General features: G+C 67.1%; 22 protein-coding genes and 1 pseudogene. 15 read left to right on the top strand and 8 right to left on the bottom strand.

Annotation, left to right across the window (positions count from 1 at the left end):
* Positions 1 to 903: 903 nt before the first annotated feature.
* Positions 904 to 1,722 carry a cation diffusion facilitator family transporter gene (locus tag J3P31_RS00315; RefSeq protein ID WP_210526196.1) on the bottom strand — a complete coding sequence of 273 codons (819 nt, stop codon included), beginning with the start codon at positions 1,720 to 1,722 and terminating at the stop codon, positions 904 to 906.
* A gap of 561 nt (positions 1,723 to 2,283) precedes the next feature.
* Between J3P31_RS00315 and J3P31_RS00310 the strand changes: the two genes are divergently transcribed.
* The 7 genes from J3P31_RS00310 to J3P31_RS00280 are packed head-to-tail and all read left to right on the top strand — an operon-like array spanning position 2,284 to position 8,414.
* Entirely contained in the window at positions 2,284 to 2,715 is a 432-nt protein-coding gene (locus J3P31_RS00310; protein ID WP_210526195.1) for a DUF6484 domain-containing protein, read from the top strand.
* A 27-nt stretch (positions 2,716 to 2,742) separates the two neighbouring features.
* Positions 2,743 to 3,756: a DUF2169 family type VI secretion system accessory protein gene (locus tag J3P31_RS00305; RefSeq protein ID WP_210526194.1), complete on the top strand. Its 1,014-nt coding sequence runs from the start codon at positions 2,743 to 2,745 to the stop codon at positions 3,754 to 3,756.
* Positions 3,753 to 4,805, top strand: coding sequence for a hypothetical protein (locus J3P31_RS00300; RefSeq protein WP_210526193.1), 1,053 nt, complete (start codon positions 3,753 to 3,755; stop codon positions 4,803 to 4,805). The genes J3P31_RS00305 and J3P31_RS00300 overlap by 4 nt, the downstream gene beginning before the upstream one ends.
* Positions 4,805 to 5,821, top strand: a complete 1,017-nt coding sequence (locus J3P31_RS00295; protein WP_210526192.1) for a PAAR-like domain-containing protein — start codon at positions 4,805 to 4,807, stop codon at positions 5,819 to 5,821. Before J3P31_RS00300 ends, J3P31_RS00295 begins: the two co-directional genes overlap by 1 nt.
* Positions 5,812 to 6,330, top strand: a complete 519-nt coding sequence (locus J3P31_RS00290) for a hypothetical protein (protein WP_210526191.1) — start codon at positions 5,812 to 5,814, stop codon at positions 6,328 to 6,330. The genes J3P31_RS00295 and J3P31_RS00290 overlap by 10 nt, the downstream gene beginning before the upstream one ends.
* A gap of 12 nt (positions 6,331 to 6,342) precedes the next feature.
* Positions 6,343 to 7,248 carry a type VI immunity family protein gene (locus tag J3P31_RS00285; RefSeq protein WP_210526190.1) on the top strand — a complete coding sequence of 302 codons (906 nt, stop codon included), beginning with the start codon at positions 6,343 to 6,345 and terminating at the stop codon, positions 7,246 to 7,248.
* On the top strand, positions 7,248 to 8,414 hold the full coding sequence (locus J3P31_RS00280; protein ID WP_210526189.1) for a hypothetical protein: 1,167 nt from the start codon (positions 7,248 to 7,250) through the stop codon (positions 8,412 to 8,414). The genes J3P31_RS00285 and J3P31_RS00280 overlap by 1 nt, the downstream gene beginning before the upstream one ends.
* Before the next feature lie 60 nt (positions 8,415 to 8,474).
* Here the strand turns inward: J3P31_RS00280 and J3P31_RS00275 are convergent, their stop codons facing one another.
* The 4 genes from J3P31_RS00275 to J3P31_RS00260 form a co-directional block, all read right to left on the bottom strand.
* On the bottom strand, positions 8,475 to 9,254 hold the full coding sequence (locus J3P31_RS00275) for an ATP-binding cassette domain-containing protein (protein WP_210526188.1): 780 nt from the start codon (positions 9,252 to 9,254) through the stop codon (positions 8,475 to 8,477).
* On the bottom strand, positions 9,254 to 10,372 hold the full coding sequence (locus J3P31_RS00270) for an ABC transporter permease (RefSeq protein WP_210526187.1): 1,119 nt from the start codon (positions 10,370 to 10,372) through the stop codon (positions 9,254 to 9,256). The genes J3P31_RS00275 and J3P31_RS00270 overlap by 1 nt, the downstream gene beginning before the upstream one ends.
* A gap of 61 nt (positions 10,373 to 10,433) precedes the next feature.
* A complete protein-coding gene (locus J3P31_RS00265) occupies positions 10,434 to 11,378 on the bottom strand; it encodes a sugar ABC transporter substrate-binding protein (RefSeq protein ID WP_210526186.1) in 945 nt (314 codons plus the stop codon).
* 71 nt (positions 11,379 to 11,449) lie between these two features.
* Positions 11,450 to 12,559 (bottom strand): phytanoyl-CoA dioxygenase family protein, encoded by a 1,110-nt coding sequence (locus J3P31_RS00260; RefSeq protein ID WP_210526185.1) that lies wholly within the window; start codon positions 12,557 to 12,559, stop codon positions 11,450 to 11,452.
* A 461-nt stretch (positions 12,560 to 13,020) separates the two neighbouring features.
* Between J3P31_RS00260 and J3P31_RS00255 the strand changes: the two genes are divergently transcribed.
* On the top strand, positions 13,021 to 13,653 hold the full coding sequence (locus tag J3P31_RS00255; RefSeq protein WP_210526184.1) for an NUDIX domain-containing protein: 633 nt from the start codon (positions 13,021 to 13,023) through the stop codon (positions 13,651 to 13,653).
* Positions 13,654 to 13,684: 31 nt separating this feature from the next.
* On the opposite strand, the gene J3P31_RS00250 is transcribed toward J3P31_RS00255, so the two are convergent.
* Together J3P31_RS00250 and J3P31_RS00245 are read right to left on the bottom strand one after the other, a co-directional pair.
* On the bottom strand, positions 13,685 to 14,845 hold the full coding sequence (locus J3P31_RS00250) for a Gfo/Idh/MocA family protein (RefSeq protein ID WP_210526183.1): 1,161 nt from the start codon (positions 14,843 to 14,845) through the stop codon (positions 13,685 to 13,687).
* A gap of 69 nt (positions 14,846 to 14,914) precedes the next feature.
* On the bottom strand, positions 14,915 to 15,730 hold the full coding sequence (locus tag J3P31_RS00245) for a sugar phosphate isomerase/epimerase family protein (protein ID WP_210526182.1): 816 nt from the start codon (positions 15,728 to 15,730) through the stop codon (positions 14,915 to 14,917).
* A gap of 432 nt (positions 15,731 to 16,162) precedes the next feature.
* Here J3P31_RS00245 and J3P31_RS00240 point away from each other — a divergent pair, with 432 nt between their 5' ends.
* The 4 genes and pseudogenes from J3P31_RS00240 (at position 16,163) to J3P31_RS00225 (ending at position 20,052) form a co-directional block, all read left to right on the top strand.
* Positions 16,163 to 16,510 carry a hypothetical protein gene (locus J3P31_RS00240; protein WP_210526181.1) on the top strand — a complete coding sequence of 116 codons (348 nt, stop codon included), beginning with the start codon at positions 16,163 to 16,165 and terminating at the stop codon, positions 16,508 to 16,510.
* A gap of 283 nt (positions 16,511 to 16,793) precedes the next feature.
* The gene (locus J3P31_RS00235; protein WP_210526842.1) at positions 16,794 to 17,342 is read left to right on the top strand and encodes a GNAT family N-acetyltransferase; all 549 of its coding nucleotides are present in this window, start codon (positions 16,794 to 16,796) and stop codon (positions 17,340 to 17,342) included.
* Positions 17,343 to 17,402: 60 nt separating this feature from the next.
* Positions 17,403 to 18,341 (top strand): annotated as a pseudogene (gene ppk2 / locus J3P31_RS00230) (polyphosphate kinase 2); the annotation flags it as partial.
* A 766-nt stretch (positions 18,342 to 19,107) separates the two neighbouring features.
* Entirely contained in the window at positions 19,108 to 20,052 is a 945-nt protein-coding gene (locus J3P31_RS00225) for an MBL fold metallo-hydrolase (RefSeq protein WP_210526180.1), read from the top strand.
* A 161-nt stretch (positions 20,053 to 20,213) separates the two neighbouring features.
* On the opposite strand, the gene J3P31_RS00220 is transcribed toward J3P31_RS00225, so the two are convergent.
* Complete coding sequence (locus tag J3P31_RS00220; RefSeq protein WP_210526179.1) at positions 20,214 to 22,319, bottom strand: ADP-ribosylglycohydrolase family protein; 2,106 nt, start codon at positions 22,317 to 22,319, stop codon at positions 20,214 to 20,216.
* Between the two features lie 425 nt (positions 22,320 to 22,744).
* On the opposite strand from J3P31_RS00220, the gene J3P31_RS00215 reads away from it, so the two are divergent.
* Genes J3P31_RS00215 through J3P31_RS00205 form a run of 3 tightly spaced genes read left to right on the top strand, consistent with a single transcriptional unit; the run spans position 22,745 to position 25,914 of the window.
* Complete coding sequence (locus J3P31_RS00215; RefSeq protein WP_210526178.1) at positions 22,745 to 24,124, top strand: ABC transporter substrate-binding protein; 1,380 nt, start codon at positions 22,745 to 22,747, stop codon at positions 24,122 to 24,124.
* A 4-nt stretch (positions 24,125 to 24,128) separates the two neighbouring features.
* Positions 24,129 to 25,073 carry a carbohydrate ABC transporter permease gene (locus J3P31_RS00210; RefSeq protein ID WP_210526177.1) on the top strand — a complete coding sequence of 315 codons (945 nt, stop codon included), beginning with the start codon at positions 24,129 to 24,131 and terminating at the stop codon, positions 25,071 to 25,073.
* Positions 25,066 to 25,914 carry a carbohydrate ABC transporter permease gene (locus tag J3P31_RS00205; protein ID WP_210526176.1) on the top strand — a complete coding sequence of 283 codons (849 nt, stop codon included), beginning with the start codon at positions 25,066 to 25,068 and terminating at the stop codon, positions 25,912 to 25,914. Before J3P31_RS00210 ends, J3P31_RS00205 begins: the two co-directional genes overlap by 8 nt.
* Positions 25,915 to 25,919 lie beyond the last annotated feature (5 nt).

Here is a 25,919-nt window from a genome sequence, read left to right as displayed (position 1 = left end):
CTGGGATCCGAAGGTCGGCAGCCGCCGGCCTTCGGAGCTCCGGCCGCATGGTCCCTCACGATCAGCAGGTCTGCTCAAAGGGCCTTGAGGATCCAAAGAAGACGTCAGCCGGGCAGAAACGCCTGAACTACCCTGCCTTGCGGCCAGCAGCGGGGTCCGCGTCTCTATCCTGCAGACAGATCTGATCGACCGCCTGACGCCCTGCAGGTCGATCAGGACGCCGGATCCGCCGATAGTCCAAGGGTGTTGGAACTCGGGAAGTCCAGGTCTGCCAGATGGGCCTGCGATGAGCCGCAGGCACAACGGCCCCCCCCGTGATGCCATGACGGTCCGCCACATGACGACGTCATCGGCGCAGGCCGCGCCGCCCAGCGGCGTCGAGCGCCTCAGGGGCGGAGCGGAAGGCAGACAGAAGCACCATGCTCTGCGAAACCAGAACCTCGGGGGCGTGCCAGTCCCGCCTCGGTCATACCGAATAGAAGCAAGGGCACAGGGATCTGGGTGCTGGTCGGAGCAAGCCGCCTTCGGCGATCCTGACAGTATCGGAGCGCCAGGCGGCGGCTCTTCCCGCGCAGCGGGTTGCCATCCGAGCCTTCCGCGGGCGAAGAACAGGTCTTCGCTCCAGACCGATCTTCTACGATGACCTGCGAGCATGGTCCCTGTTGGGCGGGTGACATGGCGGTCCGGCAGCCTGCTCCGTTCGACCGAAGGGCGATCTGAACCCATGCCAGCAGCAAAGGATGGGACAGGCGCTGCCGCGTCCGGCAGAGGCCAGTCTACCGCATCGGCCTCGTCCGACTTTGGGGCACATACCAACTGATCGTCGCTGGAACGGCTTCCGGCGCCAGAGCTCAGTCGGACCGGGACGTTGCCGTCATGCTGGGCCGGACCTCCGAGTTCGGATCAACCGGTCCGGCTGAGTTCGATCGTGGCGTGCGCCAGATGGTGAACGGAGGCCAGGCGCTTGCGGAGGTCCCCAAGGACCACCTCATGGTCCGCCTCGGCCGAAATGCGCGCATCCAACGTCACGAGTGGCCGATCGGGCGTCAGGGACCAGAGATGGACATGGCTGACCTCTTCCACGCCCGGCACATGGGCCATCAGATCAGCCTTGAGGCGAGCGGGATCGAAGCCCTCCGGCGTGCCTTCCATGAGGATGTGCCAGGCATCCGACGCAATGGTCCAGGCGCTCCGCAGGATCAGGACGGCCACCAGAACCGATAGCAGCGGGTCGGCGGGCGTCCAGCCGGTCAGCAGGATCACGACTGCCGCGAGGATCGCCGCCGCCGATCCGAGCATGTCCCCGACCACATGGAGCAGGGCGCCACGCATGTTGAGGTTCCCGTGCGAGCCGCCATGCAGGATCAGGAACGACGCGACGTTGACCATGAGGCCAAGGATCGCGACCGTCAGCATCGTACCCCCCAGCACCTCGACCGGCGCAGCCAGGCGGCGGACGGCCTCGACCGCGATCCAGAACGCGATGACCATCAGCCCCGAGCCGTTCACCAGCGCCGCGAGGACCTGGAAGCGATGCTGTCCGAAGGTCCGCTCGGGCGTCGCCGGCTGGCGGGCGACCCGGGCCGCCCACCACGACAGGCCCAGCGCCGCCGTATCAGTGAGCATGTGCCCGGCGTCAGCGATCAGCGCGAGCGAGCCGGACACCACTCCCGCGACCGCTTCTGCCATCATGAAGCCACCGGTCAGGACAAGCGCGCTCAACAGGCGCCTCTCGTCCCCCCCACCATGATGGTCGTGATCATGGGCAGCGTCGCCCGGGCCGTGCCGATGAGTGGTCATCGTTGCACTCAGGCCTTTCGGAAACGGAACGAACAATTGACGATCGACATCCCACACTCCTCTCGGCGGGCCAGTCATGACCCAAGTCCGCCCTGAGCGCCTGCGCCGGCTCTGCCGACCATAATCCGCTCGGCGGCACCGTCCGCTCCACGCATCCCAACCGCCCGAGGCTCCATATCTTGGGCGCGAGCCATGATGCTCATGCAAATTGCCGTCCTTGCGGCACAGATGTCGCGGGCAGCCAAGCGGAAACGGGCCAAGCCACCGCGTTGTTCCGCCCCTCCGGACGCCGACCAGATCCACGTTCCTCGCTGGGTCCCCTGATGACCCGACGTCCAACCGGACCATTCCCGTTCGATTCCGAGATCCGATGCTCCTGGCCAGAGCCCGACTGCCTCGATGCCGGAACATCGCGCTTGTGCCGATCCAGACCCGGGTTTACGCTCGTTCTCGTGAATTGAAAGCGGCTGAGGCGATGGCGCCATGGTTCGGCTGGATTCTGAAGCCCGCATCGAGGGCGTCGTGCTGGGCATGATCCTTGGCTTTGAGGATGGAGCGCCCAGCGTCGTGTTTCCTGGCAATCCAAGGGACGTCGCCATCCAGGCGAAGAGCCTTCAGGCCCTGGGGACCGACGACATCGGCGCCGAGGTGGCGATCATGTTCATGGAAGGCGACCCGCTCCGCCCGATCGTCGTCGGACGGCTGGTGCGGCCAGGTCCGGGCACGAGCGAGGTCACGGTGGTCGGCGACGGCGAGATCGTCCGACTGGAGGCGCGGAGGCGCATCGAACTGCGCTGCGGGGAAGCGAGCATCACGATGTTCGAGGACGGCCGCATCTCGATCCGAGGCACCGACCTGCTGAGCCGGTCGTCGGGAAGCAATCGCATCAAGGGCGGGTCGGTCCAGTTGAACTGATCGCGGCCGACAGGGTGTGGCAACAGGATGTGGGCGACCGTCAACCAGACTCCCTACACGGCGGACGGTCTCTGGTGGAGGGATCAGGCTGGCGTCCATGCCTGGCTGGTGGGCATCAAGGGGACGTTCGAGGTGTCCTACGATGGCGACGTCGAGTTGGCCGACGAACAGGAGCCGGTGCGAACCTTGCCGACCTTTTCCGGCGATCCGGGGAACCCCTCCCTGCGGTACGAGGCCGATATCCTGCCGCTCCGGCCGACCACGGACATCGTGCTGAACGCAACGGGCTTTGCGCCCGACGGCCGGCCGACGACGCGCTTCGGCGCGGGCTTCCGGCTCGGCGGGATCACCAAGCAGGTCGAGCTTCACGGCCCTCGGTTCTGGGTGGACCGCGGCGGGAGCCGATTGGCCATCGGGCCGGCCAATCCGGCGCAGACCGTTCCCATCACCTGGCAGAATGCCCTCGGCGGCTATCACCGGACCGCCACTAATCCGCGCGACCACCTTTACGAGGCCCGGAACCCTTGTGGGACAGGGGCATTCGGAGCGGCGGCAGCCCGCGAAGGCGACCGGCTTCCTCAGGTCATCGATCCCGCCGATCCGAGCAGGCCGGCCGGCTTCTCGGCCATCCCCATCCACTGGAGCCCCCGATCCGGCCTGACGGGCACCTATGACGCGGAATGGGAGGCCAAGGTCATGCCGCTGCTGCCATCGAACTGGTCCCGCCATAGCCAGCAATGCGCGCCAAAGGATCAGCAGACAGCCTCGTATCTGCGCGGGGGCGAACAGGTGGACCTCGTGAACCTTACGCCAACGGGGCGGCTCAGCTTCCGACTGCCCAAGATTGGCCTGACCTGCCTGTCGCTCCATGACGGCCGTCAGGTCCGCCACCGCCCCCGTCTGGTCTGCGTCATCATCGAACCGGACTACTTCGGAGACCGGGGACGGCTGCAGATGATCTGGAACAGCGAAATCATGATCCCGCGGGAGCCCGACTACCTGGAAAGGACGCTGATCCAGGAAAGGCCCTACGCCGCATGACTGGCAGGGTGGCAGTGGTGGCGGTCGGAGCCCGAACACCACTCGGCCCCTCCGCGCCATCGTCCTGGCTGGCCCTCCGGGCGGGGCTGAGCGGCATCCGCGAGCACAGGCAGATGGTGGACGGCAACGGTGACCGGATCGTCGGCGGGTGGGACCCGGACCTGAATCCGGCAAGCCGCGGGGCCGAGCGGCTGGCGGCCTTGCTGGACCTCGCATTCCGGGATCTGAGGATGTCGCTTCCGGCCGGAGTGAACGGCCCGCTCGCGCTGCCCCTGCTCCTCAACCTGCCCGAGCCTCGTCCGGGGTTCTCGGCCACCGATGCAGGGCGGCTCCGCGACGGCCTGGCACGCCTCGACCTCGGCCCCCTTGCGCCGGACCGCGTGCATATCCGCACGTCCGGCCATGCAGGCGGACTTGAGGCTCTTGGGGTCGCCCATGCCGCCATCCAGCGCGGCGAGACCGACGCGGTCCTGATCGCGGGCGCGGAGTCCTATTTCGATGCCGACACCATCGACTGGCTGGAGGCGCACCGGCAGCTTCTCAATGCGACCGGACGATCGGCCTTTGCTCCGGCCGAAGGGGCGGCGGTCTGCCTGGCGACGTCCGAGGCCCTGGCCCGGTCGATGGGATTCCCCGCAAGGATGCCCGTGCTGTCGGTCTCCCGCGCCGTCGAGCCGGTCCCGATCAAGGCCGAGGACGGCGTCTGCCTTGGCCGCGGCCTGTCCGAGGCCCTGGGGCACATCCTCCGTGCATTGCATGGCAGCGACCGGATCAACGCCATCGTTTCAGACCAGAACGGCGAGCGCTACCGCTCGGATGAGTGGGGCTTCATGGCCATCCGGGACGGGCGCCGGTTCGACAACGTCACCGACTATCTCGCGCCGGCCACCGGCTGGGGGGACATGGGGGCTGCCACGGGTCCGCTGTTCGTGGCGCTCGCCTTTCTGAACGGCAGCCAGGACCCGAAACCGAGAACCCTGCTCGCGGCCAGCTCGGAGAGCGGCCTGCGGGCCATGGCCCTTGTCGGCCCGACGGAGAGGGGCGGCTGATGCGGACGGTCTCGATCCACCCCCCCAAGAGTCCGGTCACCAAGGGTTGCATCGCGAGATCCCAGGCCACGACCCCGAACGTCTGCAAGATGCCGGGCCCGCCAGCCCCGTTCGTGCCAACCCCCCTGCCGAACACCGGGATGTCGAACCTGTCGCCCTCGGGCTATTCGCAGACCGTCAAGATCGAGAAGACGACCGTCGCCATTGGCCAGGCGACGTTCAAGAGCATCGGCGACATCGCGAGCAAGGGAACCGGCGGGGGCCTGATCTCGGCCAATGCCCACGGGGTAACCAAGTTCATCCCGCCCGGCTCCCTGACCGTGAAGATCGAGGGAAAGCCGCCCCATCTGCATGGCGAGCAGATGCTGAACAACTGCGCCGATGGGGGAACGCCGCCCAACACCGGCGCCACGATGATGGGGACGGACGCCGGCACCGCGCAGGGCAAGCCCGTCGAGGTCCCGATCGCGCCGGACTGCAAGCAGAAGACCTCCAAGAAGTCACGGCCATGGAACAGCTGCCAGGCCGCCCAGGTCTGCAGCATGGCCAAGGCCTACAATGAATCCACCGCGCCCAAGAAGGCCATCGACAGTCCGGGCCATGCCGCGGCGGGGACCAGGCAACGGCTGGCCTATGACGCGAGCCTTCGCAACTTCACACGGGAGTTCCAACAGGCTGTCGCAACGCATGGGCCCGACAGCCCTCAGGTGAAGGCCTTCTTCTACAGCCCGCCCGCGCCGCCGGCCGAGGAGGCCGACTGCGTCCACAAGGCGTGGCGGGAGAGCGCGGAAGGCAAGAAGGGCGAACCGCCCGCGCGCAGCGGCACCCCGTCGTTCAATCCGGACCACATGCATCCGGCGAGCTTGAGCGGGCCGCTCACCTCGGCCAACATGAGATGGGCCGACAGCCGGGTCAACCAGACGGTCGGGCCCAGCATGGACAAGAAGGATCTCAAGCCCAAGCCAGGCCAGCCGGCCCCCCTGGCGAAACCCCACGAGAACTGCAAATGCCCATAGCCGACCTGATCGCCGAGATCATCGAGTTGCAAAGCGCGGTCCACGCCTTCTATCCGGGCCTGAGCGACCCGGTGCCCGGCCCTCCGGCCTCGGCCGAGGACCTGACGCGGCTGGATGCCTATTTCCGTGACAAGGGCCTCGGGACCCCGCCGTCGCTTCGGGAGGCGCTGGCCTCGTTCAATGGCGTGGAGCACCTCTTCGCGGAGGATTTCGGCCTCAGATCCGTGGCGGACATCGTCGCCCGGCGCTTCGAGCCGACCGACGAGGCGGTCGAAGCCTTTCCCACGGCCACCGACATCATCATCGGTGGCGGTGTCACCCAGGAGTTCATGAGCCTGGACGTCGCGCGCCCACGGTCCGACGGCGAGCTGGGCGTCCTCACTGTGACGATCGATCTTTTTCCGAGGACGGCCGACACGTTCCGCGCGTATCTCGAGGAGCTTCGGGGCAACCTCAGGACCACCCTCGACGAAGAACGCCGCGACCGCGACGCTCTCCCCGATAACTGATCGGAGGGAGACATGATCGTCTCCCCCATCAACACCCCCCTGCCCGACCGTGACGGGCCGGGACTTCTCGTGGAGCTGAAGACCCACCTCGTCGTGTTCCTGGGGGAACCGCCGGGCCCGCGAACCGCCAAGCGCGTGTTCGACCTCTACGAGAGCGTCTTCGGAGACAGCTTCGGCATCTACAAGGCCACGCTCGATTACGCATTCCTCAAGGCTTGGACCCCCGAGGCCAAGGCCTACCACGACCGAGTGCAACGCCCCGACCTGCGCCGCGGTGACGTCTGGGGCTATGGGTTCCAGGAAGCGGCAGAGCGCGACGCCCGCCTTTTCATGCATCACGGCTACCGTCCGTACACCGAGCCCGACCATGCCAGCTTCTGCCGCTTCGAGTTCGAGGCCGACCTCCCGCCCGGGCAGCTTCTTCGCTTTGCCGAGCTGCTCCTGCCCCAGCTGCCGGTCCTGTCGGCCTATGGCGGCTTCTTCTTCCAGGGACGCCCGAACGATCGATATGACGCCGCCTCGGCCGACCGCATCTTCGCGCTGTCGCGCCGTTTCTGGGGGCCGGAGGTCGTGGACGTGGAGCTTACCGCCTCGGTCATGAAGCGGGGCTACAAGTGCGTCAACTGGCTGACCGCCATCGGGCCGGTCGCCACGGCCGAGTTGCGCCTGGCGCTTGGGCGGGCCCGGGACGCGGCCGAGGGATCGACGGACCTCGGAACCTGCGTGCTGCTCCGGGCGGGCGAGGCTCCGATCCTCGGGGACCGCAACCGTTTCGAGGATCTCTCGGCGTATCGGCGGATCGCAGCGGCCCTGCTGCCGCTTCAGGTCGCCCGGCATCCCACCTTCCGCGGGTCGAAATGGGACCCGGCCACGACGCTGGACTGGCTCCGGCGGTTCACGCTCCCCGAAGGGCTCTGATGCGCCGGGACCTGCGACCCTATCCCCACATCCTGCGCATGCACGTGGAGGAGTCCTCGTTCCTGTGGCTCCAATGGCGTGACCAGCAGGAGAGTCCCGCGATCGATCGGAACCACACTCGGGCGCTGGAACGGCGGCTCGGCGCGAACCTTGCCGCCCTGACGCTCGACCCCGAGGGTGCCCACCGGATCGCGTCCGAGAACCTCGAGCTCTACGGAGGGGGTGGCGAGGTGTTCGTCGCCTCATGGCTCGCCATCCTGGACGGGAGCCTGGCCCAGCAAGAGGATCTGTTCCGGCGCTTCGGAGATGGTCCCGCACGGAACGGCATCCTGGGAGCGGTGGCCTGGTCCGACCCGGTCCATGTCCGCCAAGCGCTGCCTGGCTGGGTCGGCCGGGGAAGCCCGGAGTTTCTGGAACTGGCCGTCGCAGCCTGCTTGGCGCTCGCCATCGACCCCAAGGCCCGGCTTCGCGACCTGATCGGCGCCGCATCACCACGGCTCCGGGCCGCCGCCCTTGGCTTGGCAGCGATGTTGGGGCGAGTGGACGTGGCCGCGCAGGTCCTGGAGGCGGCGGACGACTCCGACCCCGGCGTGGCTGCGCAGGCGCTTCATGCCGCCGTGCTCCTGGGCATGCCCCAGGCTGTCCTGCCGCACCTGACCGGCCATGCCCTGTCCGACGATCCCCTGTCAGGCCGGTCCGCGCTGCTGCTTGTCCTTGCCGCACCCGACCGGGAGGCCCGGGATCGCATCAAGATCCTCTGGCAGGCAGGCGCGCCCGCGCAAGCTGTCCGCGTGGCGGCCTTGGTCGACGGAGAGGACGTGACGCAGTGGATCGTCCGGCAGATGTCCGTGCCCGACCTCATGCTGGCCGCAGGGCTGGCCTTTGCCGACCGGTTCGCGCTCGAGGCCGCGGCAACCGACCTGTACACGAGCGAACCCAAGGACCTGGAGTCTGGGTTGGCCTCTGCCGTTCCCGAGGACTCCGTGGACCTTTACCCCATCGCAGGCCGGGTCAAGGAGTGGCTCCGGACCCACGGCCCCCGCGAGGTCCAGCCTTTCCGCTCCAACAGGCTCAGGATGATCCGCTGCCTCAAGGACGCCTTGGCGGCTCCGGATACGCCGCTCGTCGACTGGACGCTTCCGACCGAACGGCTGCCGAAGCTCTGACGTCGTCCGCCCGCGTCGGCTGCGGCAGGACGGATCAGGGCGAGCGGGCCGGCAGGCGGATCAGATCGTTCCGCCCAGCGACGTCTCGAGGTCGGCAAGTTCATGCCCCCCCGCCATCATGTCCTGCAGCGTCGGGGCATCCACCTCCCCGCGCACTGCGGTCCCAAGCGTCTGGCCCCGGTTGAGCACGGTGAAGCGGTCCCCCACAGCAAGCGCATGGCGCACGTTATGGGTGATGAAGACCACGCCGATGCCCTGCTTGCGGACCCGATCGATGGTGCCGATCACATTGGCCGTCTGTCGTACGCCCAGCGCAGAGGTCGGCTCGTCGAGGATCAGGACGCGGGCCCCGAAGTAGACCGCCCGCGCGATGGCGACGGTCTGCCGCTCTCCGCCCGAAAGGGTGCCGACCGCCTGATCGGGGCCGCGCAGCTGGATCCCCATCTTCCTCATCTCGACCATCGTGACCTCGTCGGCCTTCCTGAGGTCCAGTGTGCGCAACGGCCAGACGCCCTTCTCGGGCTCGCGCCCCATCCAGAAGTTGCGGCTCACGCTCATGAGGGGGATCATCGCAAGGTCCTGGTAGACCGTGGCGATACCGGCGGCCATCGCGTCACGCGGGCTTTCGAAGGAGACAGGCGTCCCCTCGAGCAGCATTTCCCCGGAGGACGGGCGGTGGACCCCGGACATCGTCTTGATGAAGGTCGACTTGCCCGCGCCGTTGTCCCCCAGAAGGCAATGGCACTCGCCCGCGCGGACGTCGAAGGAAACGCCGTTGAGTGCGATCACATGACCGAAGTGCTTTCGGATGTCGCGCATCTCGACAATGGGCATGGCCATCAGCGTTCCCCCGTGATGATGCGGCGGATGTAGGTGTTCATGATCACCGCGATCAGAAGGATCGCGCCCAGGAAGACGCGGAACAGCGAGCTTTCCGCGTTGGCGAAGAACAGCCCTTGCTGCACGACGCCGAAGATGACCGCGCCCAGCGCCGCCCCGATGACCGAGCCGTACCCGCCCGTCAGGAGGGCGCCGCCGATCACCACGCAGATGATCGCCTCGAACTCCTTCAGAAGGCCCCGATCCGCCGCAGCCGAACCGAACTCCATCACTTGGGCGGTGGCGAAGATCGTCGCGCAGAAGGCCGAGAACATGAACATCAGGATCTTCACCCGGTTCACCGGCACGCCGACGTAGCGCGCAGCCTGCTCGTCCCCGCCCGACGCGAAGATCCAGTTGCCGAACTTGGTGCGCGTGAGGAGCCAGTGCCCGAAGATCACGAGCGCAAGGGCCCAGACCACCAGCATCGGGATGCCGTCCACGACGGGCTGGCCCGCCCGGCTCCCTCGGGCGAAGGTGGCGATCCAGCCGTTCTCTCCCATCCACTGGAAGAACGAGGTCAGCACCTTCCCCCCGAAGACCGGAGCCAGCCAGTCCCCCTCGGCCCGCTCGGTCACGCCGCTGATGATGGTCTGGCGCGTGAAGTAGACCGACCCCCAGATGGTCAGGCCACGGAGGACGTACAGGAAGGCCAGCGTGACGATGAACGAGGGCAGCCCGGTGCGGATGACCAGCCAGCCGTTCAGCGCACCGATCGCCATGCACAGCGCGAAGGTGAACAGGATCGCAGCCCAAAGCGGCCAGCCCAGATACACCGACAGGATGGCCATCACGGCGCCCGAAAAGCCGATCATCGATCCGACCGACAGATCGAACTCGCCCGCGATCATCAGGAGACAGGCGCCCACGGCGATGATCATGAACTGCGCGGACACCACGGTCCAGTTCAGGATTCCCTCGGCCGCGAACATGCCGGAGTTGCCGGCAATCGCACCGAAAAGGATGAAGACGAGAATGGTGCCGCAGATCCCCCCCAGCTCGGGCCGGATCAGGGCGCGCCGCAAGGGCGAGACCGATTTGATGCGCTCGTCGGGCGCAGCGTTGGCTGCGTCGGTCATGAGATTATCCTCAAAGGGCAGAATGGGCCGGGACGCGGACAGCGTCCCGGCCGCAGGCGGATCAGCGGAACTGGCCGGCGAGCGATTCCACCATCTCGATGTTCTCGCTGGTCACGAAGCCGGGGCCGGTGAAGATCGAGTTCGCGGGCGCGACGCCGTAGCGGACATAGGCCGTCAGCACCTCGATGGGGATCGATCCCTGAAGGAAGGGCTGCTGGTCGATCGCGAAGTCGATCGTGCCGTCCTTGATGGCCGCCGAAATCTCGGCCGACAGGTCAAAGGTCCCGAAGTAGATCTCGCCGTCGAGGCCAAGCTCCTTGACGGCGCGGATCGTCGGCTCGGCCGAATTTGGGCCAAGCGTCAGGATCGCCCCCGTGTCCGGGTTGGCGGTCAGGTAGGCCATGACCTTGTTCTGCACCTCCGACGGGTCGATCCCGGAGTCGATCATCTGGTTGCCCAGCTCCACCCCGATCCCATCGGCAAAGCCGCGGCACCGCTCAACCGAGACCGGGTTGCTGATGAAGTGGTTCACGCAAAGGAAGGACGTGATGCCTTCAGCCTTGGCCCGCTCGCCCGCGCCCAGCCCCGCCTCGTACTCCGGCTGGCCCACGTGCAGCAGCGCGCCAAGTTCCTTGCTCTGCTCGACCGTGCCCGAGTTCACGGTCACGACCGGGATGCCCTTGGCGACGGCATCCTCGATCGGCCCTTTCAGCACGTCGAAATCCGCGATCGTGACGATGATGCCGTCCACGCCGGCGGCCGAGGCCTGCTGCACGATCCTCGCCATGTCGGCAAGGTCGCCGGTCGGCGGATTGCGGTACTCGGTCGTGACGCCAAGTTGTTCGTTCGTGATCTGGATGGCGTTCTTGATCACGTTGAACCAGCTGTCGCTGTCCGGCCCGTGGCTGATCCAGACGAATTGCTCGCCTTCGGCATGGGCTGCGCCCGACAGCGCAGCCATCGTCAGGACCGCCGCGGCCGCAACCGATCTCAGCATGGATTTCATTTGTTAGTCCTCCCCTTTATTGTTGCCCGTTGTCTTCGCCAAACGGCTTGGCGGATCCCCTGGTCCCTGCGTTATGGGCGGCGCTTGGCCTCCTGCGCATCCAGCGCCGCATCGAACCTGGACTGGTCCCAACCTTCGCTGACCGCCCGTGCCAGCAGGTCCTGCTGCGTTTCCGGAGCCAGGCCGCTGATCGGCGGATCGGTGTCGAGATTCGTCGGAAAGGGATAGCCGTCTGCCGTCGCGGCGATGACCGCGCGCCGCCCCTCGGCCGAGAGTGCCGCCAGATGGGGATAGATCGCCCGGGACATTGCGGTCCGGTCGATGTTCTCCATGTGGCGCGCAAAGGCCGAGGCCGTCTGGATCAGGTTCACCATCCGTACGACGTCCTGGGTCCTGTTCTCGCCCGCCGCATGGAACAGCGCCGGCGAGAAGAAGATCGCGTCCCCCTTCTCCAGGGGAAGCTGGACGCAGTGCTCCTCGAAGTAGTCCCGGAACTCGGGCCGGGTGGCGGCGACATAGCCCGGCAGGTAGCGCTGCGAATGCGGGAGCAGCTTCGTCGTTCCGCTTTCCACAGGCATGTCGCAGTGGGCGACCCCTCCCTGGAGGATCAGGGTCGGTCCCGTGGCATGGATATGCTCGGGATATTCGGCCATCTGCCCGGGCGACATAAACCCAAGGTGATAGTCGCGGTGAGGCGCCTGGGCCTTTCCGCCCGGCCGCACCTGGTTCACCTGTGTCGCCAATTGGTATCCGGGCCCAAGCCAGGCGCGGCAGGCGATGTCGATCACCGGGTTCGCCATGTAGCGGACATAGACCGCGGGATCGTGCAGGCAGAGCTTCTGCAGGCTGTTCCAGATCCGGTCGTTGGCCCCTGCCTTGGCGAAGTGATCGCCAGCCGCGACGCCGGTGGCGCGCTCATGCGCGATGATCGCGCGAAATGCGTCGGAGGCAGCATCGATCGCATCGAGGTCCGCAAAGGCGCGCTTGATGACGAACACGCCTGGCCCCTGTCCGATCACGCCTGCCCACTCGGGGGCGACGGCCTCACTGACGCGGGCTCCGTCGTAGATCGGGATATTCTTCTCGATGGCGATGGCTGTCGGGCAATGCTCGCGCGTCGTCTGAGTCTCGACCTGGGCCCGGAATTCCTCGAGATCCACTCCAGATACAAAGTCCTTCACCGATGCCTCCCTTCATCGCTGACACGAGCTTTCGTCCGGCATAGGCACGCAGCACCTGTTGGAGCCCCTGCAAGCAAGGGACGTCCTCCGGGTAATGGCTATTGCAGGCGAAGCTCTTTGGCAAAACCTATTGCCGACAATTGCCGGGGTCAACGGTCTTGATGAGGTCGGCGAGAGGGGTGCGCGGGGCTGCCGGCATAGGCGTCCGCCGCCGCGGACCAGCCCGGCCCGCGCTCGACCGAGGTGCTTGCACGTCCACTGTGCTGTCCATACGCATGGTCGGTCCCAGATCGACGAACGGGAACGACTAGGTGGCAGCAATGCGCCGTCCGGCCGCATGCCGGACGCCGAAGCCATCGGCTCCGAATGCGGCGCCTCTCCTAGCAGCCGCGGAACGGCGGCCTAACATTGTCGTCGGATGTTTCGATGTCCCCCACCATCCTCCCAGATCGGAGATCGCGATGAGCCTTGACCCCGCCTCCGAGAACAAGACCGAGGTCGAGATCATTGAACGGGCGAACGGCTTCGACGGTGTCTTTCGCGTGGGCGTGTTCAAGCTGAGGCACAGGACCTTTGCCGGCGACATGAGCCCGGTTCTTACGCGCGAGGTCTTCGAGAGGGGCAATGCCGCGGCCGTCCTGCCCTACGATCCCGAAAGCGACACCGTTCTGCTGATCCGCCAGTTCCTGGTGGGCGCGCATATCGCCGGCCGGCCGAACCGGCCTTATCAGGCCATCGCCGGTATCGTGGAGGCGGGAGAGACGGGGCAGGACGTCGCCGTCCGCGAAGCGATCGAGGAAGCGGGTTGCGAGATCCGGCGGATCGAACGCGCCCACGCCTTCCTGCCTTCGCCCGGCGGCTCGTCCGAGTACATCGAGACCTTCGTGGCGGAGGCCGACCTTTCAGCTGCGGGCGGCCAGTTCGGCCTTGAGGAGGAGCACGAGGACATCCGGGCAGAGGTCCTGCCGGCCCTTGATGCCATCGCGCGTCTTGATGATGGCTCGATCGAAGCGGGTCCGGCCGTCGTCCTCCTGGCCTACTTCGCGCGGCACCGGGAGCGGATTCGCTCCGAGTGGCGCGGCGGCGCGCCCTGAGCGCACGGCCTTGGGGGCGACGGGGAGGCGCTCACCGGGCCTTGGCGTCGGCCTCTTGCGGACCGAGCAGCGCGGCGGCCTCCTCCTCTGGGAGCGGCGCGGGCTGCACGTCCCGCGTCTCCAGCCGAACCCATTCGCCTTGGGCGCCCGACCGGAGGATCGCTTCCATGATCTCGAGCACATGCAACGCGAGGCGCCCCGACGCCCGCGGCGCGGTTCCGGCCTGCAGCGACCGGACCAGATCGGCCACGCCTAGAACGCGGTAGTTGGCGATCCGCGGCTCTGCCAAGGGGAAGTTGACGGCCCCGTAAAGGTCCCCGGCCGTGTCGTGATCGACCCAGTCCGCACCCCGGGACGACACCGAGACGATCCCGCCGAACGTGTCGGGATCGGGCAGCCGGAGCGAGCCGTCCGTGCCATGCAGCTCGATGGGGTGGTTCGAGTGCCGGAAGACGTCCCAGGACGCCCCGAATGTGACCATGGCACCGCTCGCGAACTCGAGAAGCGAAAGAACGCTGGTCGGGGTTCCGACCGGGAAGGTGGTGCCCTTGAGCGGTCCCTCGGCGGTGATGAGCCTCTCATCCTGCCCTTGCCCGGCCAATGCCGAAACCCGAGCAACCGGCCCCAGCAGGTTCACCAGCATGGTCAGGTAGTAGGGTCCCATGTCGAGGACCGGGCCCGCGCCGGGCTGGTAGTAGAACTGCGGGTTGGGATGCCAGTGCTCCATGCCGCGCCCCATCATGAAGGCGGTCCCGACGACCGGCCGCCCGATCGCGCCCTGGTCCACCAGCCGCCGCGCGTGGCGTCCGGCGGCGCCCAGGAAGGTATCCGGCGCCGATCCTATCGCCAGGTTCCGCGCTTCGGCTTCGTCGACCAGCCTCTGGCCCTCATCGGCGGTGACGCCCAAGGGCTTCTCGGTGAAGACATGCTTGCCCGCCGATAGGGCCGAGAGCGTCACGTCGTAGTGCGCCCGAGGAACGGTGAGGTTCAGCACCAGCCCGATCTCGGGTGACGCCAGCAGGTCCTCGACCGTCATGGCGCGGACGCCGTATTCCTGCGCGCGGGCCTCGGCCAGTTCGGGCATGAGGTCGGCGCAACCGACAAGCTCGATCCCGGCGAACAGGCGCGCGTTGCGGAGATAGGTGGCCGAGATATTGCCGCAGCCGATGACTCCGACGCCGATCCTTGTCATGTCCAGTCCATTTTCCTGAAGGTTTCGAGATCGCACCGCCCCCGGCGGCGCAGGCGGATCGCCACCTCGTCAGAGCCCGAGGCTCTCCATCGTTCGGCGATTGCGCTTCACGGCGGCGGCGGGATCGGCGGCGGCTTCGTCCGATTCCTCCTCGACCACCACCCAGCCGTTGAATCGCGGTGCGCCTTCGCAGATTCCGAGAACCGCCTGGATATCGCAGAGGCCCTGCCCCAGCATGGCCCAATGGCCCTGTGCGTCCGCATCCTTGAGGTGGAGGTATCGGATGCGGTCGCGGTAGGTGCGCAGCGTGTCCAGCATGTCCGCATGGCCGCGCAGGATGTGGCCGGTGTCCGGAACCCAGCCGACCAGATCGCCGTCCAGACGGCCGAAGAGTTGATCGTAATCCTCCCGCGTGAGGAGAAGCGTGTTGTGGTGGGAGCTTGGATGGACGGCGACCTCTACGCCCGCCGCCGCGCCGACCTGCGCTACCCGGTTGTAGATCGCGGCCGCCACGGCGAACTTGTCCTCCCGGGGACCGTCGCTCACGACAGTAGCCGATCCCAAGGAGATGACCGCCCCGGGGAATCGTGCGGCGAAGTCCACCCACGGGCGAAGAGCTTCGACGTCGGCTTTCTCCTGATCGATCTCGGTGAAGCCGGTCGGGGAGACCACCGCGAGGGCGGCCAGCGCGAGCCCGCGCCCATCGAGCGCCCGCGCAAACCCGTCCGGGTCCTCACGGTAGTGCCCGATCATGTTGTCGGTGATCTCGATCCCCGCGTAGCCCGCCGCAGCGATCGCATCGATCAATTCGTCCGGGCGACCCCGCCAGTCCGGGCCCAGCATCTCCCAGGTGTAGGTCTGGCAGCCTATCTTGAGATCGCTCACTCCACCCCTCCTGCGCTTTGGCGCGAGATGAGCACCAACCGCGCCAGGAGTCCACTCGCGCCGCCAGGCTGAGTCCTAGGGGCCCGGGTGCGGATGGGACGAGACCCGATGACAAGGTCCTGCGGGAGGTCGGAGCCCCGTGCGGTCCCTTGCAGAGGGCATCAGATGAGCCGCTTCCGATGCGGCGTCAGCAATCCACGGTTCGAGCGGGTTGCGAGCCGTAGGCAGGCAGGGACGCGGAGCCTGAAGGAGGCAGAAAGGTCGAGTCCATCCGGCGCTGGCTTTAGCGAAACAAGTCAGTTCCTCGGCGTGCGCCTGATGCGCGGTTGAACGCTCAGGCGGGGTTCTCCCGGTCGGCGATCGGCCGCGAAATATCGGATCGGTGCTGGGCCGGCTTCTTTCCCGCGTCCGCTCCGCTCCTACATGCCGCTTATGCCGCAGCGCAGCGCCACCCCCCGCGTCCTGGACGACGCCGCCTTCCCCTTGCGGGTCAAGCTCCATGTTCCGGCCCTGGGCCTGGGCCCGGTGCTGATCGAAGTGTTGCGCTGGCTGCGCAACGAGGTGGGCGAGGACAACTTCGCCCATCACGACGCCGAGACGCTGGAAGCGGAGGCTCTGGCCATCTACTTCCGGCGCGCGGACCACATGATGCGCTTCTTGCACGCCTTCCCGAACCTGGGGCTGGCGGACGAGACGGGCCTGCCCAGCTATCACAATCCCAGGACGCTCAAGAGGCTGGAGGAACGGCGGGTCAAGGGCTCGGGACGGAGGGGGCGATAGCGCCATCCCGATCGTCTCGAGGGCCACCGCGGCAGCTTCACCAAGGCCCTGCCGCGCCGGGACCGGTGTCATATCCCTGTCAAACAAGACGGTTATGGCCTCGCCGACCTGGAGACCTTGTCATGATCCTCGGCCACGACTGCTCCATGGTTAAGGATCGCGACTCATATGCCGGATATAGCGCGAGACAGGTCACCGGGTCCGCGGCTCGCCTGGACTCCGATCCCGACATCCGCCCGGCCGAACCCGCGCCAAGGGCAAGGTCATGAGCTTGGCCCGCCCGATGCCCCGCGCCGAACGCGTGCCCCTGTCCCCCACGACCGGCCCCTGCGCGTATCGGCTCGCCGAGGAGACGGCGGACGACTGGTGGGAGGTGGAGGCGCTCTTGGACCTGTGCTTTGCGCCGGGGCGGGAGGCTTTGTCGTCCTACCGCCTGCGCGAGGGGGTGGCGCCGGTGGCGGCGCTGTGCCTGGTGGCGCGCGACGGCGAGGGGGCGCTGGCGGGGGCCATCCGCAACTGGCCGGTGCGCGTCGCGGCGGCGGGCGGGCGCAGGTGGGCCTTGCTCCTGGGTCCGGTGGCCGTGCACCCCACGCGCCAGGGCGAGGGGCTGGGGGCCATGCTGATCCTGCGGGCGCTGGAGCTGGCGCGCGAGGGCGGCTGGAGCCGGGTGCTGCTGGTGGGCGATCTGCCCTACTACCGCCGCTTCGGCTTTCAGCGGCTCGCCGGCGTGGCCATGCCGCCGCCCACCAACCCCGAACGCATCCTGGGCCTGAACCTGCGCGAGGGCGCCTGGACCGACGTCACAGGCCCCGTCCTGCGGGCGATCTCATGACCCGCACATGCCTGCGTCGGCCCTTTGCCCCTTTCACACGCGCTTCCTTCGGAGATCTCCATGCCTGACCGCCCTGCCCCCGCGAAACTTTGGAAGGGCAAGCCCGAGGACTGGCTGCTGGACGAACTGGCCGACGTCGTGGACGGGAACGACGACCCCGAGCTCGAGCTTGACGACGTCATTCTTTCGCAGCGCATCGCCGAGATGTACCGCAGCGCCCATCCCGACGAACTGCCCGGCTCCGTCTACTTCCCCGAGTTACTCCGGCTGCAAGCCGAACTCATCAAGCTCCAGGATTGGGTGGTCCACCGCAAGGAGAAGGTCGTCATCCTGTTCGAGGGGCGCGATTCAGCCGGCAAGGGCGGGGTGATCAAGCGCATCACCCAGCGCCTCAACCCCCGCGTGGTGCGCACGGTGGCCCTGCCCGCCCCCTCGGACCGCGAGCGGTCGCAGTGGTACTTCCAGCGCTACGTTCCCCACCTGCCCGCAGGCGGCGAGATCGTGCTCTTCGACCGCTCCTGGTACAACCGCGCCGGCGTGGAGCGGGTCATGGGCTTTGCCGACGAGGATCAGGTCGAGCAGTTCTTCCGCGACGTCCCCGAGTTCGAACGCATGCTGGTGCGATCGGGCATCCGGGTCATCAAGTACTGGTTCTCCATCACCGACGAGGAGCAGCAACTGCGCTTCCTGGTGCGCATCCACGACCCCCTCAAGCAGTGGAAGCTTTCACCGATGGACCTGCAAAGCCGGGTGCGCTGGGAGGACTACACCAAGGCCAAGGAGGAGATGTTCGACCGAACCAACATCCCCGAGGCGCCTTGGTATATCGTGGAAGGCAACGACAAGCGACGGGCCCGGCTGAACTGCATCGCCCATCTCCTGAGCCTGATCCCCTGCGGCGAGGCTCCGCACGAGGAGATTCAGCTTCCCGAGCGGGTCTACAACGCCGACTACGAACGCGCCGTGCTGCCGCGCGAGCTTTATGTGCCTGAGCGATACCCCCTGGCGGCTTCGCCAGCTCTGGCGGCGGCGCATCAGCGCAGGACCCCGACATCGCCCGAGGTTCCTGCCGAACTCGTGCGACTGGTCACCGAGCGCAACCCGGCACCGGGAACTCCGGGCGCAGGCAGCCCAGCCCCCGAACCGCCGGTTGCACCTCCAAGCCAGGGTTGGCGTGAACGGATCAGGAGCCTGATGCCGCGTCGGCGCGGATGACGGGCCGAGATGATGGCCAAGGTGGCCATCACAGGGCCGGGCGGCCCTGGCATGTCCGGCGGGGCAGGCGCGCGAGCATTCTGGCGCGCCTTGCGGACCGCTTGCGAACATCATCCGAACCGGCAGCGAGTGTTGTGATGTGCGCCAGCCGTCTCGCAGGCCGTCGCCGAACAGCGTCCGGCTGAAGTCAGCCACTCCAACACCGCTCCAGTCGAACGGGCCGATCGGGGCCCAGGGTGCTTTGTTCAGGCCCGATTGTTCCATGTCCGATGCATTCGGCGTTCTTCCTGAACGAGACCTTCGGCGCGAGCGTGGGATTCGTTGCTCCTCGCATCCGCGCAGTTGCCGGTCCTTGGGCCGGAAGCGGAACGGGCCGATACCATCCGGCCTGCCTGGCCGCAGCTGGCGCTTCATCCTCGGCGACCTTGGCTCAGCCTGTCAGCCCTGGCTTGGGCATCACCTCAGGACGCCGATCCGGCTCCCGGACCTCTTGTCCGAACCACGCCCCCGGTCACGCGATCATTGCCCCCGACGCCTCGTCTGACCAAGAATGGCAAAGACCCCGATCGGAGCTGCGACGCCATTGACCTTCCCGCTCACCACGGCCCCCCAGGATGGCGACCTCGCCTCGATCCGCTGGATCCATGGCGCCCCCGACTGCGCCCGGTGCACCGATCCGCTCATTCAGGTGGTGGCCTACGACCCGGACTCCTTCATCCTGCGGATCTCCAAATGCTTCAGCTTCGAAGCCAATTTCATCTACCTTCTCGTGGGACAGGAACGAGCCATCCTGTTCGACACCGGCGCGCCACCTGACAGCGGATCGGCCCACCAGGTGCTTCCTCTTCGTCAGACCGTCGACAAGCTGCTTTCCGACCATCCGCGGGGCCGGAACCTTCACCTGATCGTCGCTCATACCCACGGCCACCGGGATCACATCTTCTGGGATGCCCAGTTCACCGATCGGCCCGACACCACCTTGGTCGGGCTCTCTCTTCCCGAGGTGCAGGCCTTCTGGAACCTTACGGATTGGCCACATGGGGAGGCCGATCACGATCTGGGCGACCGCCGACTGACGGTATTCGCCATCCCCGGCCACGAGCCGACCCACATCGCCGTCTTCGATCAACGCACCGGGATCCTTCTGACGGGCGACCTCTTGTATCCCGGCCTCCTGACGGTCAGGAACTGGCCCGCCTTCCGCGCGAGCGCCCGGCGCCTCCGTGACTTTACCGCGCGCCACACTGTTCGAATGGCCCTCGGCCACCACATCGAGATGACGCGAACGCCAGGATTGGCCTACCCGCTCGGCGCGACCTGGCAACCCGACGAGCATCCCCTGCCCCTCGGCGTCCGGGACATTGAGGCCCTGCACCTTGCCTGCGAGAGGATGGGGGAAACACCCTGGAACCTTGCGCTCGACAGCTTTCATATTGTCATCATGCCCGAGGCCGTGGCTGCCTTGGCAAAGGCCATGAGCTCAGACGAGGGCTGAGACGGGAGCCCGATCCTGTCGGCCCGAGCCGATCCGGACAAGGGCGCCCGCCCGTCTCTTGGGCGCCTCGGCATCGCCGGCAGCCGATAGCTCCGTCGCTCTCGCGCAGCTTGGCCCACCGACTGATCTTGGAACGTGCCCGCCTCCTGCCGCAGAGCCACTCAGCCAGGGGCAGACGTGACGTGGATGCGGGTGGCGGAAAGAGCGCCCTCGTGGACGGAGAGCCCCAGAGCTCCGTCCCGGAACGCCAGTGGTCCGTCATCCCGGGCCTGGACCGTCACCTCGCCCAAGGTAGCAGAAATCCGATCTCCCTTCGCGGTCAGGCTCAGCGTCAGGGCTGTCTCGAACGGGACCGGGCACGGTGCAGCGGCCAGCACCTCTTCGTCCGCGTCACGGCACCGAACGATCTGAAGCTCGCCGGTCCGTGTCATCCGGGCTTCGTAGCAGCGCCGCAGACCCTGGGCCCGCACCACGACGCCAGCCTGCTCCCCCAGATGCCAGATCAGGTCGGCCTCGACGGCGTAGTCGGTCCACTCCCGGGTGCCATGCAGGATCAGGCCTCGGCCACGATCCTGACTGATGCGGAAATCCTGCGGAAAGGCTGTCGAGAAGATGCTCACCCCGTTGACCCAGGCCCGCCGCCAGAACTCGCCGCCATCCACGGGCCGCGCCAGGGTCAGGTGCGGGGCACCTGTCCAGCCGACCCGGTCCACGAGGACCCGGCCGCTGGATCGACCCGCAGGCGAGGTGAGCACGACACCCACTTCGGCCACCGGCTGGCCGCCCAGGTCCGGGATGATCCAGGACAGGTCCGCCGAGCGTCCCGGCACGAGAAGCGCCGAGTCCTCGGCATCGAGCGACACCAGAGCGTCCCGTGCATTGTAGTGCCGTAGCCGGAGCCGTGCCTCGACGACGCCACTGTTGTCGGATTGAGCCGTGACCGAGGCGAAGAGCCGCTGCCCGGGGTAGACTCGTGGCGTCGCCATCAGTTCGTAGGTCCGCATCCTCAGGATGTCGGGCGGGGTAAAGACCGGAGTGATGGCCGCGGCCTCAAGGCCAGGGGCCAAGGCGTCGTAATCCAGCGCCAGGGCCTGCCCCGTCCCGGTCACGCGCAGGCCATGAATGGCAGCAGGCGACGGTTGCGGACGGAAGCCCTGCACCGATCCGGGCAGCGAGAAGTGGAACTGTGCTCCGTCCTTGGGCGCAGGCAGCGGCCCCTCTCCCGCGAGTTGGCGACCAAGGTTCGTCAGCCAGCAGGCCACCTTGACCGCATCATTGATCGAGTTGCCGCCATCCGCGCTCGACAGCAGCAGCCGGTCTGCCACTGGGCCGCGCCAGTCCGGCCCCGCCTCCAGCCCCTCCAACCCGAGCACGATGCCGTGCAGGCAGCCCAAGTTGCCCGCGTTGCAATCGGTGTCCCAACCCGAGGTGTTCACGATCATCTGCCCGCGCTGGAAGTCATGGGGCGCATGCAGGAGCGCCATGATCATCAGCGCGTGGTTGGGCACGACGTGGCAGTTGCCCGGATATCGATCGTAGCCGTAGCTGTCCTCGATCCGCTGGCGCGTGGTCAGCCAGTCCTCGTTGCTGGCAGCCCACCCGCGTATGTCGGCGACAAGCCGCGCGATCAGACTGTCCTTCGGAATGAAGGACAGTCCCGTGTCGAGAAGGTGGTCGATGTCGCGGCTGACGAACGCTTCGGCTTCCATGGCGGCCCAAAGAACGGCGGCGTTCACGCTTTCGCCGTCGTGGCTGACCGACCCCGCCGCCCGGGCCAGCCGGGCCGCCTGCGCCGGATTGCCTGGCGAGACCAGTGCCCAGCCATCGACGAAAATCTGCGCGCCGATCTGCTCGGCCACGGTGGCACCGTTGGTCGCGATCGCCCCTGAGGTCGGAGCGGGGATCCCTTTCCTCAGGTTCAGCCAGGCCGTGTGCTCGGTCGAGTTGCCGGCCCCTCCCCACCAAAGGATGGATCGCCCCTCGACGATGTAATTGAGCCAGGCCTGTCCGATCTCTTCGGGCGTGAGATCCGGCGACATCCGGTAGTCGTCGAGCGCACGGGGAAAGGTGAAGGTTCCGGCGATATCGTCGTCGGTCACGACCAGCGGGTCGCCCAGCTGGTCGTGGACGAAGTAGGTGATCGGCCCGAGCTCGGCCATGATCCGAGAATGGCGCCAGTTCTCGAAAGGGCGGCCCAGATAGACGCCGATCAGCTTGCCCAGGACGCCGGCGTAGACGCGATCCAGATGGTCAGGAGGCAGGCTCATGGTCATCTCCCCGTCCGAAGCGATGGATGTGTGGGCAGGCCCAACGACGACAGCCAGCCGGACGGTCGCTCTGCTGGCTGACCGCAGGACATCTTGTCTGTTCCGCCGGGCAGGTCCGCTGGCTCGGGCTGCGCCGACCGGGGGGCGCCAGAGGCTGGAGAACAACCGCCGAGTTGCTTTCCATCGGCATCGACGCCGATGGCGCAGGAGCTCGGCCAAGGCGTGATCCATATGGGCCAGATCAGGGTAAGCACTCGACTGGTCATACCAGACGATAGCTCGCCCGGACTTTGGACGCAACGATCCCAGCGGCTGGCCAAGAGTGTTGACAACAGATAGGACCAGTCGCAATCTCAGACGGAGGAGAAGAGGCTGACCGGCCGTGGTCCGAGACCTTGGCCGGCACCGCACAGGGAGGAACTGGAATGACCACTGACGACAGTTCGTCGTCCGTCCGGCGTCGCATGGGCGGGCTCACCCGACGCCGCCTGCTGACCCAGGGGACGGCCTTCGGGGCCGCCGGGCTGGTGGGCGGCGTCACCGGGTTCCCGTTCATCAACCGCCTGAGTGCGCGGGCACAGGGCGCCCCGCTCAAGTTCTGGCAGTTCTACGCGCCGGGCGGCAACGTCGAAAGCCAGTCGCAGTGGTTCGAGAAGACCGTTGCCGACTGGAACGCCAGCCACGAGCAGCAGATCGAGCTCGAGTATCTGCCCAACGCCGACTACATGGACGGCACGCGCCTGCCCACGGCCTTCGCCTCGGGCGAGGGGCCGGACCTGTTCATTATCAGCCCCGGCGACTTCCTTCGGTACTATAACGGGGGCGTGCTGCTGGACCTGACGCCCTTCATCGAAGACGCGGCCAAGTCCGATTTCTCCGAAAGCGTGATCGCCAACCGCATGGTCGACGGCAAGATCTTCGGCATCCCCATGGAAGTCGAGCCGATGGCGATGTACTACTCGATCCCCGCCTTCGAGGAGGCGGGCCTGAACGAGAACGACGTGCCCCAGACCTGGGACCAATTGCTCGACGTGGCCCAGAAGCTCACCAACGATCAGCGCTATGGCGTCCTGTTCGACGTGACGCCTGGATACTACCAGAACTTCACCTGGTACCCGTTCATGTGGCAGGGCGGCGGCGACATCCAGGGGGCAGACGGACAGAGCTCCTTCAATTCGCCGGCTGTGATTCAGGCTCTCAAGCTCTGGCAGGATGCCGTCAACATGGGCGCGGCGCCCCGTCAGGTGCTGGGCGGCGGCGGCTTCGACATCGTGCCCAACCTGGGCTCGGGCTACGTGGCCATGCAGAATGTCGGGATCTGGGGAATCGCGGCCCTGCGCGACGGCGCGCCGGACCTGCCCTACGGGGTGTTCAAGCTGCCCGTTCCGCAGGGCGGGAAATACGTCACGGTCGGCGGCGGCTGGGCCTTCGTGGCGAACGCCCGCGGCGCGAATCCCGAGGCGGCGGGGGAGTTCTGCGCCTGGGCGCTGGCTTCGATGAGCCCGGACTCCGTCCAGCGGGTCACGGACTGGTGCACCGTCGCCAAGAGCGACATGCCTCCGCGTGCGAGCGCGCTCGAGGCCGGTGGCGCCGCCTACCAGGAGGGCATGATGGGGGTCTTTTCCCGCGAGATTTATCCGGGAACGCGCGCCGAGCCCCGGGTTCCGCCCGAGGTTTACAAGATCGTCTCGGATGCGATCCAGGCCACCATGCTCGGCGGGCAGGACCCCGCAGCGGCCGCAGCGGCGGCGTCGGATCAGCTCAACGCCTTCCTGAGCGGCTACAGCGGCGCCCCGGTCCTCTGATCCCATGACCCTTCAGCAGACAGACACAGCGGCGGGCCCCCGGCCCGCTGCCCGGCGGCGCCTGTCGTTCCGGACGCGAGAGAAGATCGCGGGCTATCTCTTCGTGCTTCCGGACGCCCTGGGTCTGCTGGTCTTCGTGGGGCTGCCCATGCTCCTCGCCCTGGGGCTGGGCTTCTTCGAGGTCGATGGGTTCGGCGGCTATCGTTTTGCAGGCCTGGCCAACTACCGGAGGATGTGGGCCGACCCTCTCTTCTGGCAGAGCCTCGGGGCCACGCTGCTTTATGCGGCGATGCTCGTTCCCTCGCTCTACGTCTCCGGCCTGGGCCTCGCGCTGCTGGTCGAACGGACGAACGCCTGGAACGGCGTGCTGCGAGCGATCTTCTTCCTGCCGCAGATGGTCAGCCTGGTCGTGGTCGCCCTGATCTGGAAGATGCTGACGGTCGAGAAGATCGGCGCCATCTCCCGCGCCCTGTCGCCGCTCGGCCTTGGCGGCATCTCGTTCCTGGGCAACCCGGACTGGGCCATGTTCGCGGTCGTCTTCGTGAGCGTCTGGTTCCTGATGGGCTTCTACATGCTCATCTTCCTGGGGGGCCTCCAGGACATTCCCAAGGAATACTACGAGGCGGCCCGCATCGATGGCGCCGGCCCGCTGTCGAGCTTCTGGTTCATCACGCTCCCCCTGCTCCGGCCCACGAGCTTCTTCGTGCTTCTCGTGTCCCTCGTGACGGCGGTGGCGGGCGGCGCGGCCTTCGACCTGATCTACGTGATGACCAAGGGGGGCCCGGCGAACTCGACCTCGCTCCTCATCTTCTACGCCTATCAGCAGGCCTTCCAGTACAACAGCTTCGGCTATGCCGGCGCGATCGCCTCGATCCTGGTCGCTGTGCTGCTGCTGGTCACTCTTGTCATGTTTCTCCTGACCCGGGGCGGACGGTTCCAGTATGAGTGAGCGCGTCCCCAAATACCGCTACACCGCCGGGCAGGTCACGATCGTGCGCGCGATCTGGGTGCTGATCGGCGCCGTGCTCGCCCTGATGACGCTCTTCCCGCTTCTCTGGATGGTGTCGATCTCGTTCAAGACCCAGGCCGAGATGTTCGACATGGGCCTCGTGCCGGCGAACCCGACGCTCGACAACTTCCGCTACGTGTTCACGCAGGTCGATTTCGTGCGGTACCTGCTCAACACCTTCTTCGTGGCCGCGACGGTCACGCTGGTCGCGCTCCTGTTCCACTCGATGGCGGGCTATGCCCTCGCCCGGCTTCGCTTTCCGGGACGCGAGGCGATCTTCCTGACCATGTTCTCGACGTTCCTAGTCTCGTTGCCCGTCATCATCGTCCCTCTCTTCATCCTGGTGCGGTCGCTCGGGATGCTGAACTCCTTCAGCGGGCTGATCATCCCGTCGATCTTCAACGCCTTCGGCATCTTTCTGCTGCGGCAGTTCTACCTGTCCGTCCCGCGCGAACTGGAGGAGGCGGCGCTCATCGACGGGGCGGGGCACTTCCGCATCTACTGGAGCGTGATCCTCCCCATCAGCCGCCCCATCCTGTCGGCGCTGGCCATCCTGTTCTTCCTTGCAAACTGGAACGCCTTCCTCTGGCCGCTGACGGTCACCCGCGATCCCGAGCTGCGGCTGGTGCAGGTCGCCATCGCCGGCTTCCAGGGCCAGTACACGGCCGCCTGGAACTACATCATGGCGGCCTCGACCGTCGTCGCCCTGCCGATGCTGGTGCTGTTCCTGATCTTCCAGCGACAGATCATGGATTCCCTCAAGACGAGCGGCCTGAAGTGAGGTCC

The organism is Rubellimicrobium arenae, assembly GCF_017916275.1.
Lineage (GTDB): Bacteria > Pseudomonadota > Alphaproteobacteria > Rhodobacterales > Rhodobacteraceae > Rubellimicrobium > Rubellimicrobium arenae.
Note: the sequence above shows the minus strand (reverse complement) of the source record. Positions and strands in the feature narration are given on the sequence as shown.

Bases quoted from the DNA above. Each gene is read 5' to 3' on its own strand.
- J3P31_RS00205 (WP_210526176.1), top strand. From the start codon at position 25,066: ATGAGTGAGCGCGTCCCCAAATACCGCTACACCGCCGGGCAGGTCACG.
- J3P31_RS00210 (WP_210526177.1), top strand. From the start codon at position 24,129: ATGACCCTTCAGCAGACAGACACAGCGGCGGGCCCCCGGCCCGCTGCC.
- J3P31_RS00270 (WP_210526187.1), bottom strand. From the start codon at position 10,372: ATGACCGACGCAGCCAACGCTGCGCCCGACGAGCGCATCAAATCGGTC.
- J3P31_RS00280 (WP_210526189.1), top strand. From the start codon at position 7,248: ATGCGCCGGGACCTGCGACCCTATCCCCACATCCTGCGCATGCACGTG.
- J3P31_RS00300 (WP_210526193.1), top strand. From the start codon at position 3,753: ATGACTGGCAGGGTGGCAGTGGTGGCGGTCGGAGCCCGAACACCACTC.
- J3P31_RS00310 (WP_210526195.1), top strand. From the start codon at position 2,284: ATGGTTCGGCTGGATTCTGAAGCCCGCATCGAGGGCGTCGTGCTGGGC.
- J3P31_RS00265 (WP_210526186.1), bottom strand. From the start codon at position 11,378: ATGAAATCCATGCTGAGATCGGTTGCGGCCGCGGCGGTCCTGACGATG.
- J3P31_RS00295 (WP_210526192.1), top strand. From the start codon at position 4,805: ATGCGGACGGTCTCGATCCACCCCCCCAAGAGTCCGGTCACCAAGGGT.
- J3P31_RS00240 (WP_210526181.1), top strand. From the start codon at position 16,163: ATGCCGCAGCGCAGCGCCACCCCCCGCGTCCTGGACGACGCCGCCTTC.
- J3P31_RS00225 (WP_210526180.1), top strand. From the start codon at position 19,108: ATGGCAAAGACCCCGATCGGAGCTGCGACGCCATTGACCTTCCCGCTC.
- J3P31_RS00215 (WP_210526178.1), top strand. From the start codon at position 22,745: ATGACCACTGACGACAGTTCGTCGTCCGTCCGGCGTCGCATGGGCGGG.
- J3P31_RS00275 (WP_210526188.1), bottom strand. From the start codon at position 9,254: ATGGCCATGCCCATTGTCGAGATGCGCGACATCCGAAAGCACTTCGGT.
- J3P31_RS00305 (WP_210526194.1), top strand. From the start codon at position 2,743: ATGTGGGCGACCGTCAACCAGACTCCCTACACGGCGGACGGTCTCTGG.
- J3P31_RS00255 (WP_210526184.1), top strand. From the start codon at position 13,021: ATGAGCCTTGACCCCGCCTCCGAGAACAAGACCGAGGTCGAGATCATT.
- J3P31_RS00220 (WP_210526179.1), bottom strand. From the start codon at position 22,319: ATGAGCCTGCCTCCTGACCATCTGGATCGCGTCTACGCCGGCGTCCTG.
- J3P31_RS00250 (WP_210526183.1), bottom strand. From the start codon at position 14,845: ATGACAAGGATCGGCGTCGGAGTCATCGGCTGCGGCAATATCTCGGCC.
- J3P31_RS00290 (WP_210526191.1), top strand. From the start codon at position 5,812: ATGCCCATAGCCGACCTGATCGCCGAGATCATCGAGTTGCAAAGCGCG.
- J3P31_RS00235 (WP_210526842.1), top strand. From the start codon at position 16,794: ATGCCCCGCGCCGAACGCGTGCCCCTGTCCCCCACGACCGGCCCCTGC.
- J3P31_RS00285 (WP_210526190.1), top strand. From the start codon at position 6,343: ATGATCGTCTCCCCCATCAACACCCCCCTGCCCGACCGTGACGGGCCG.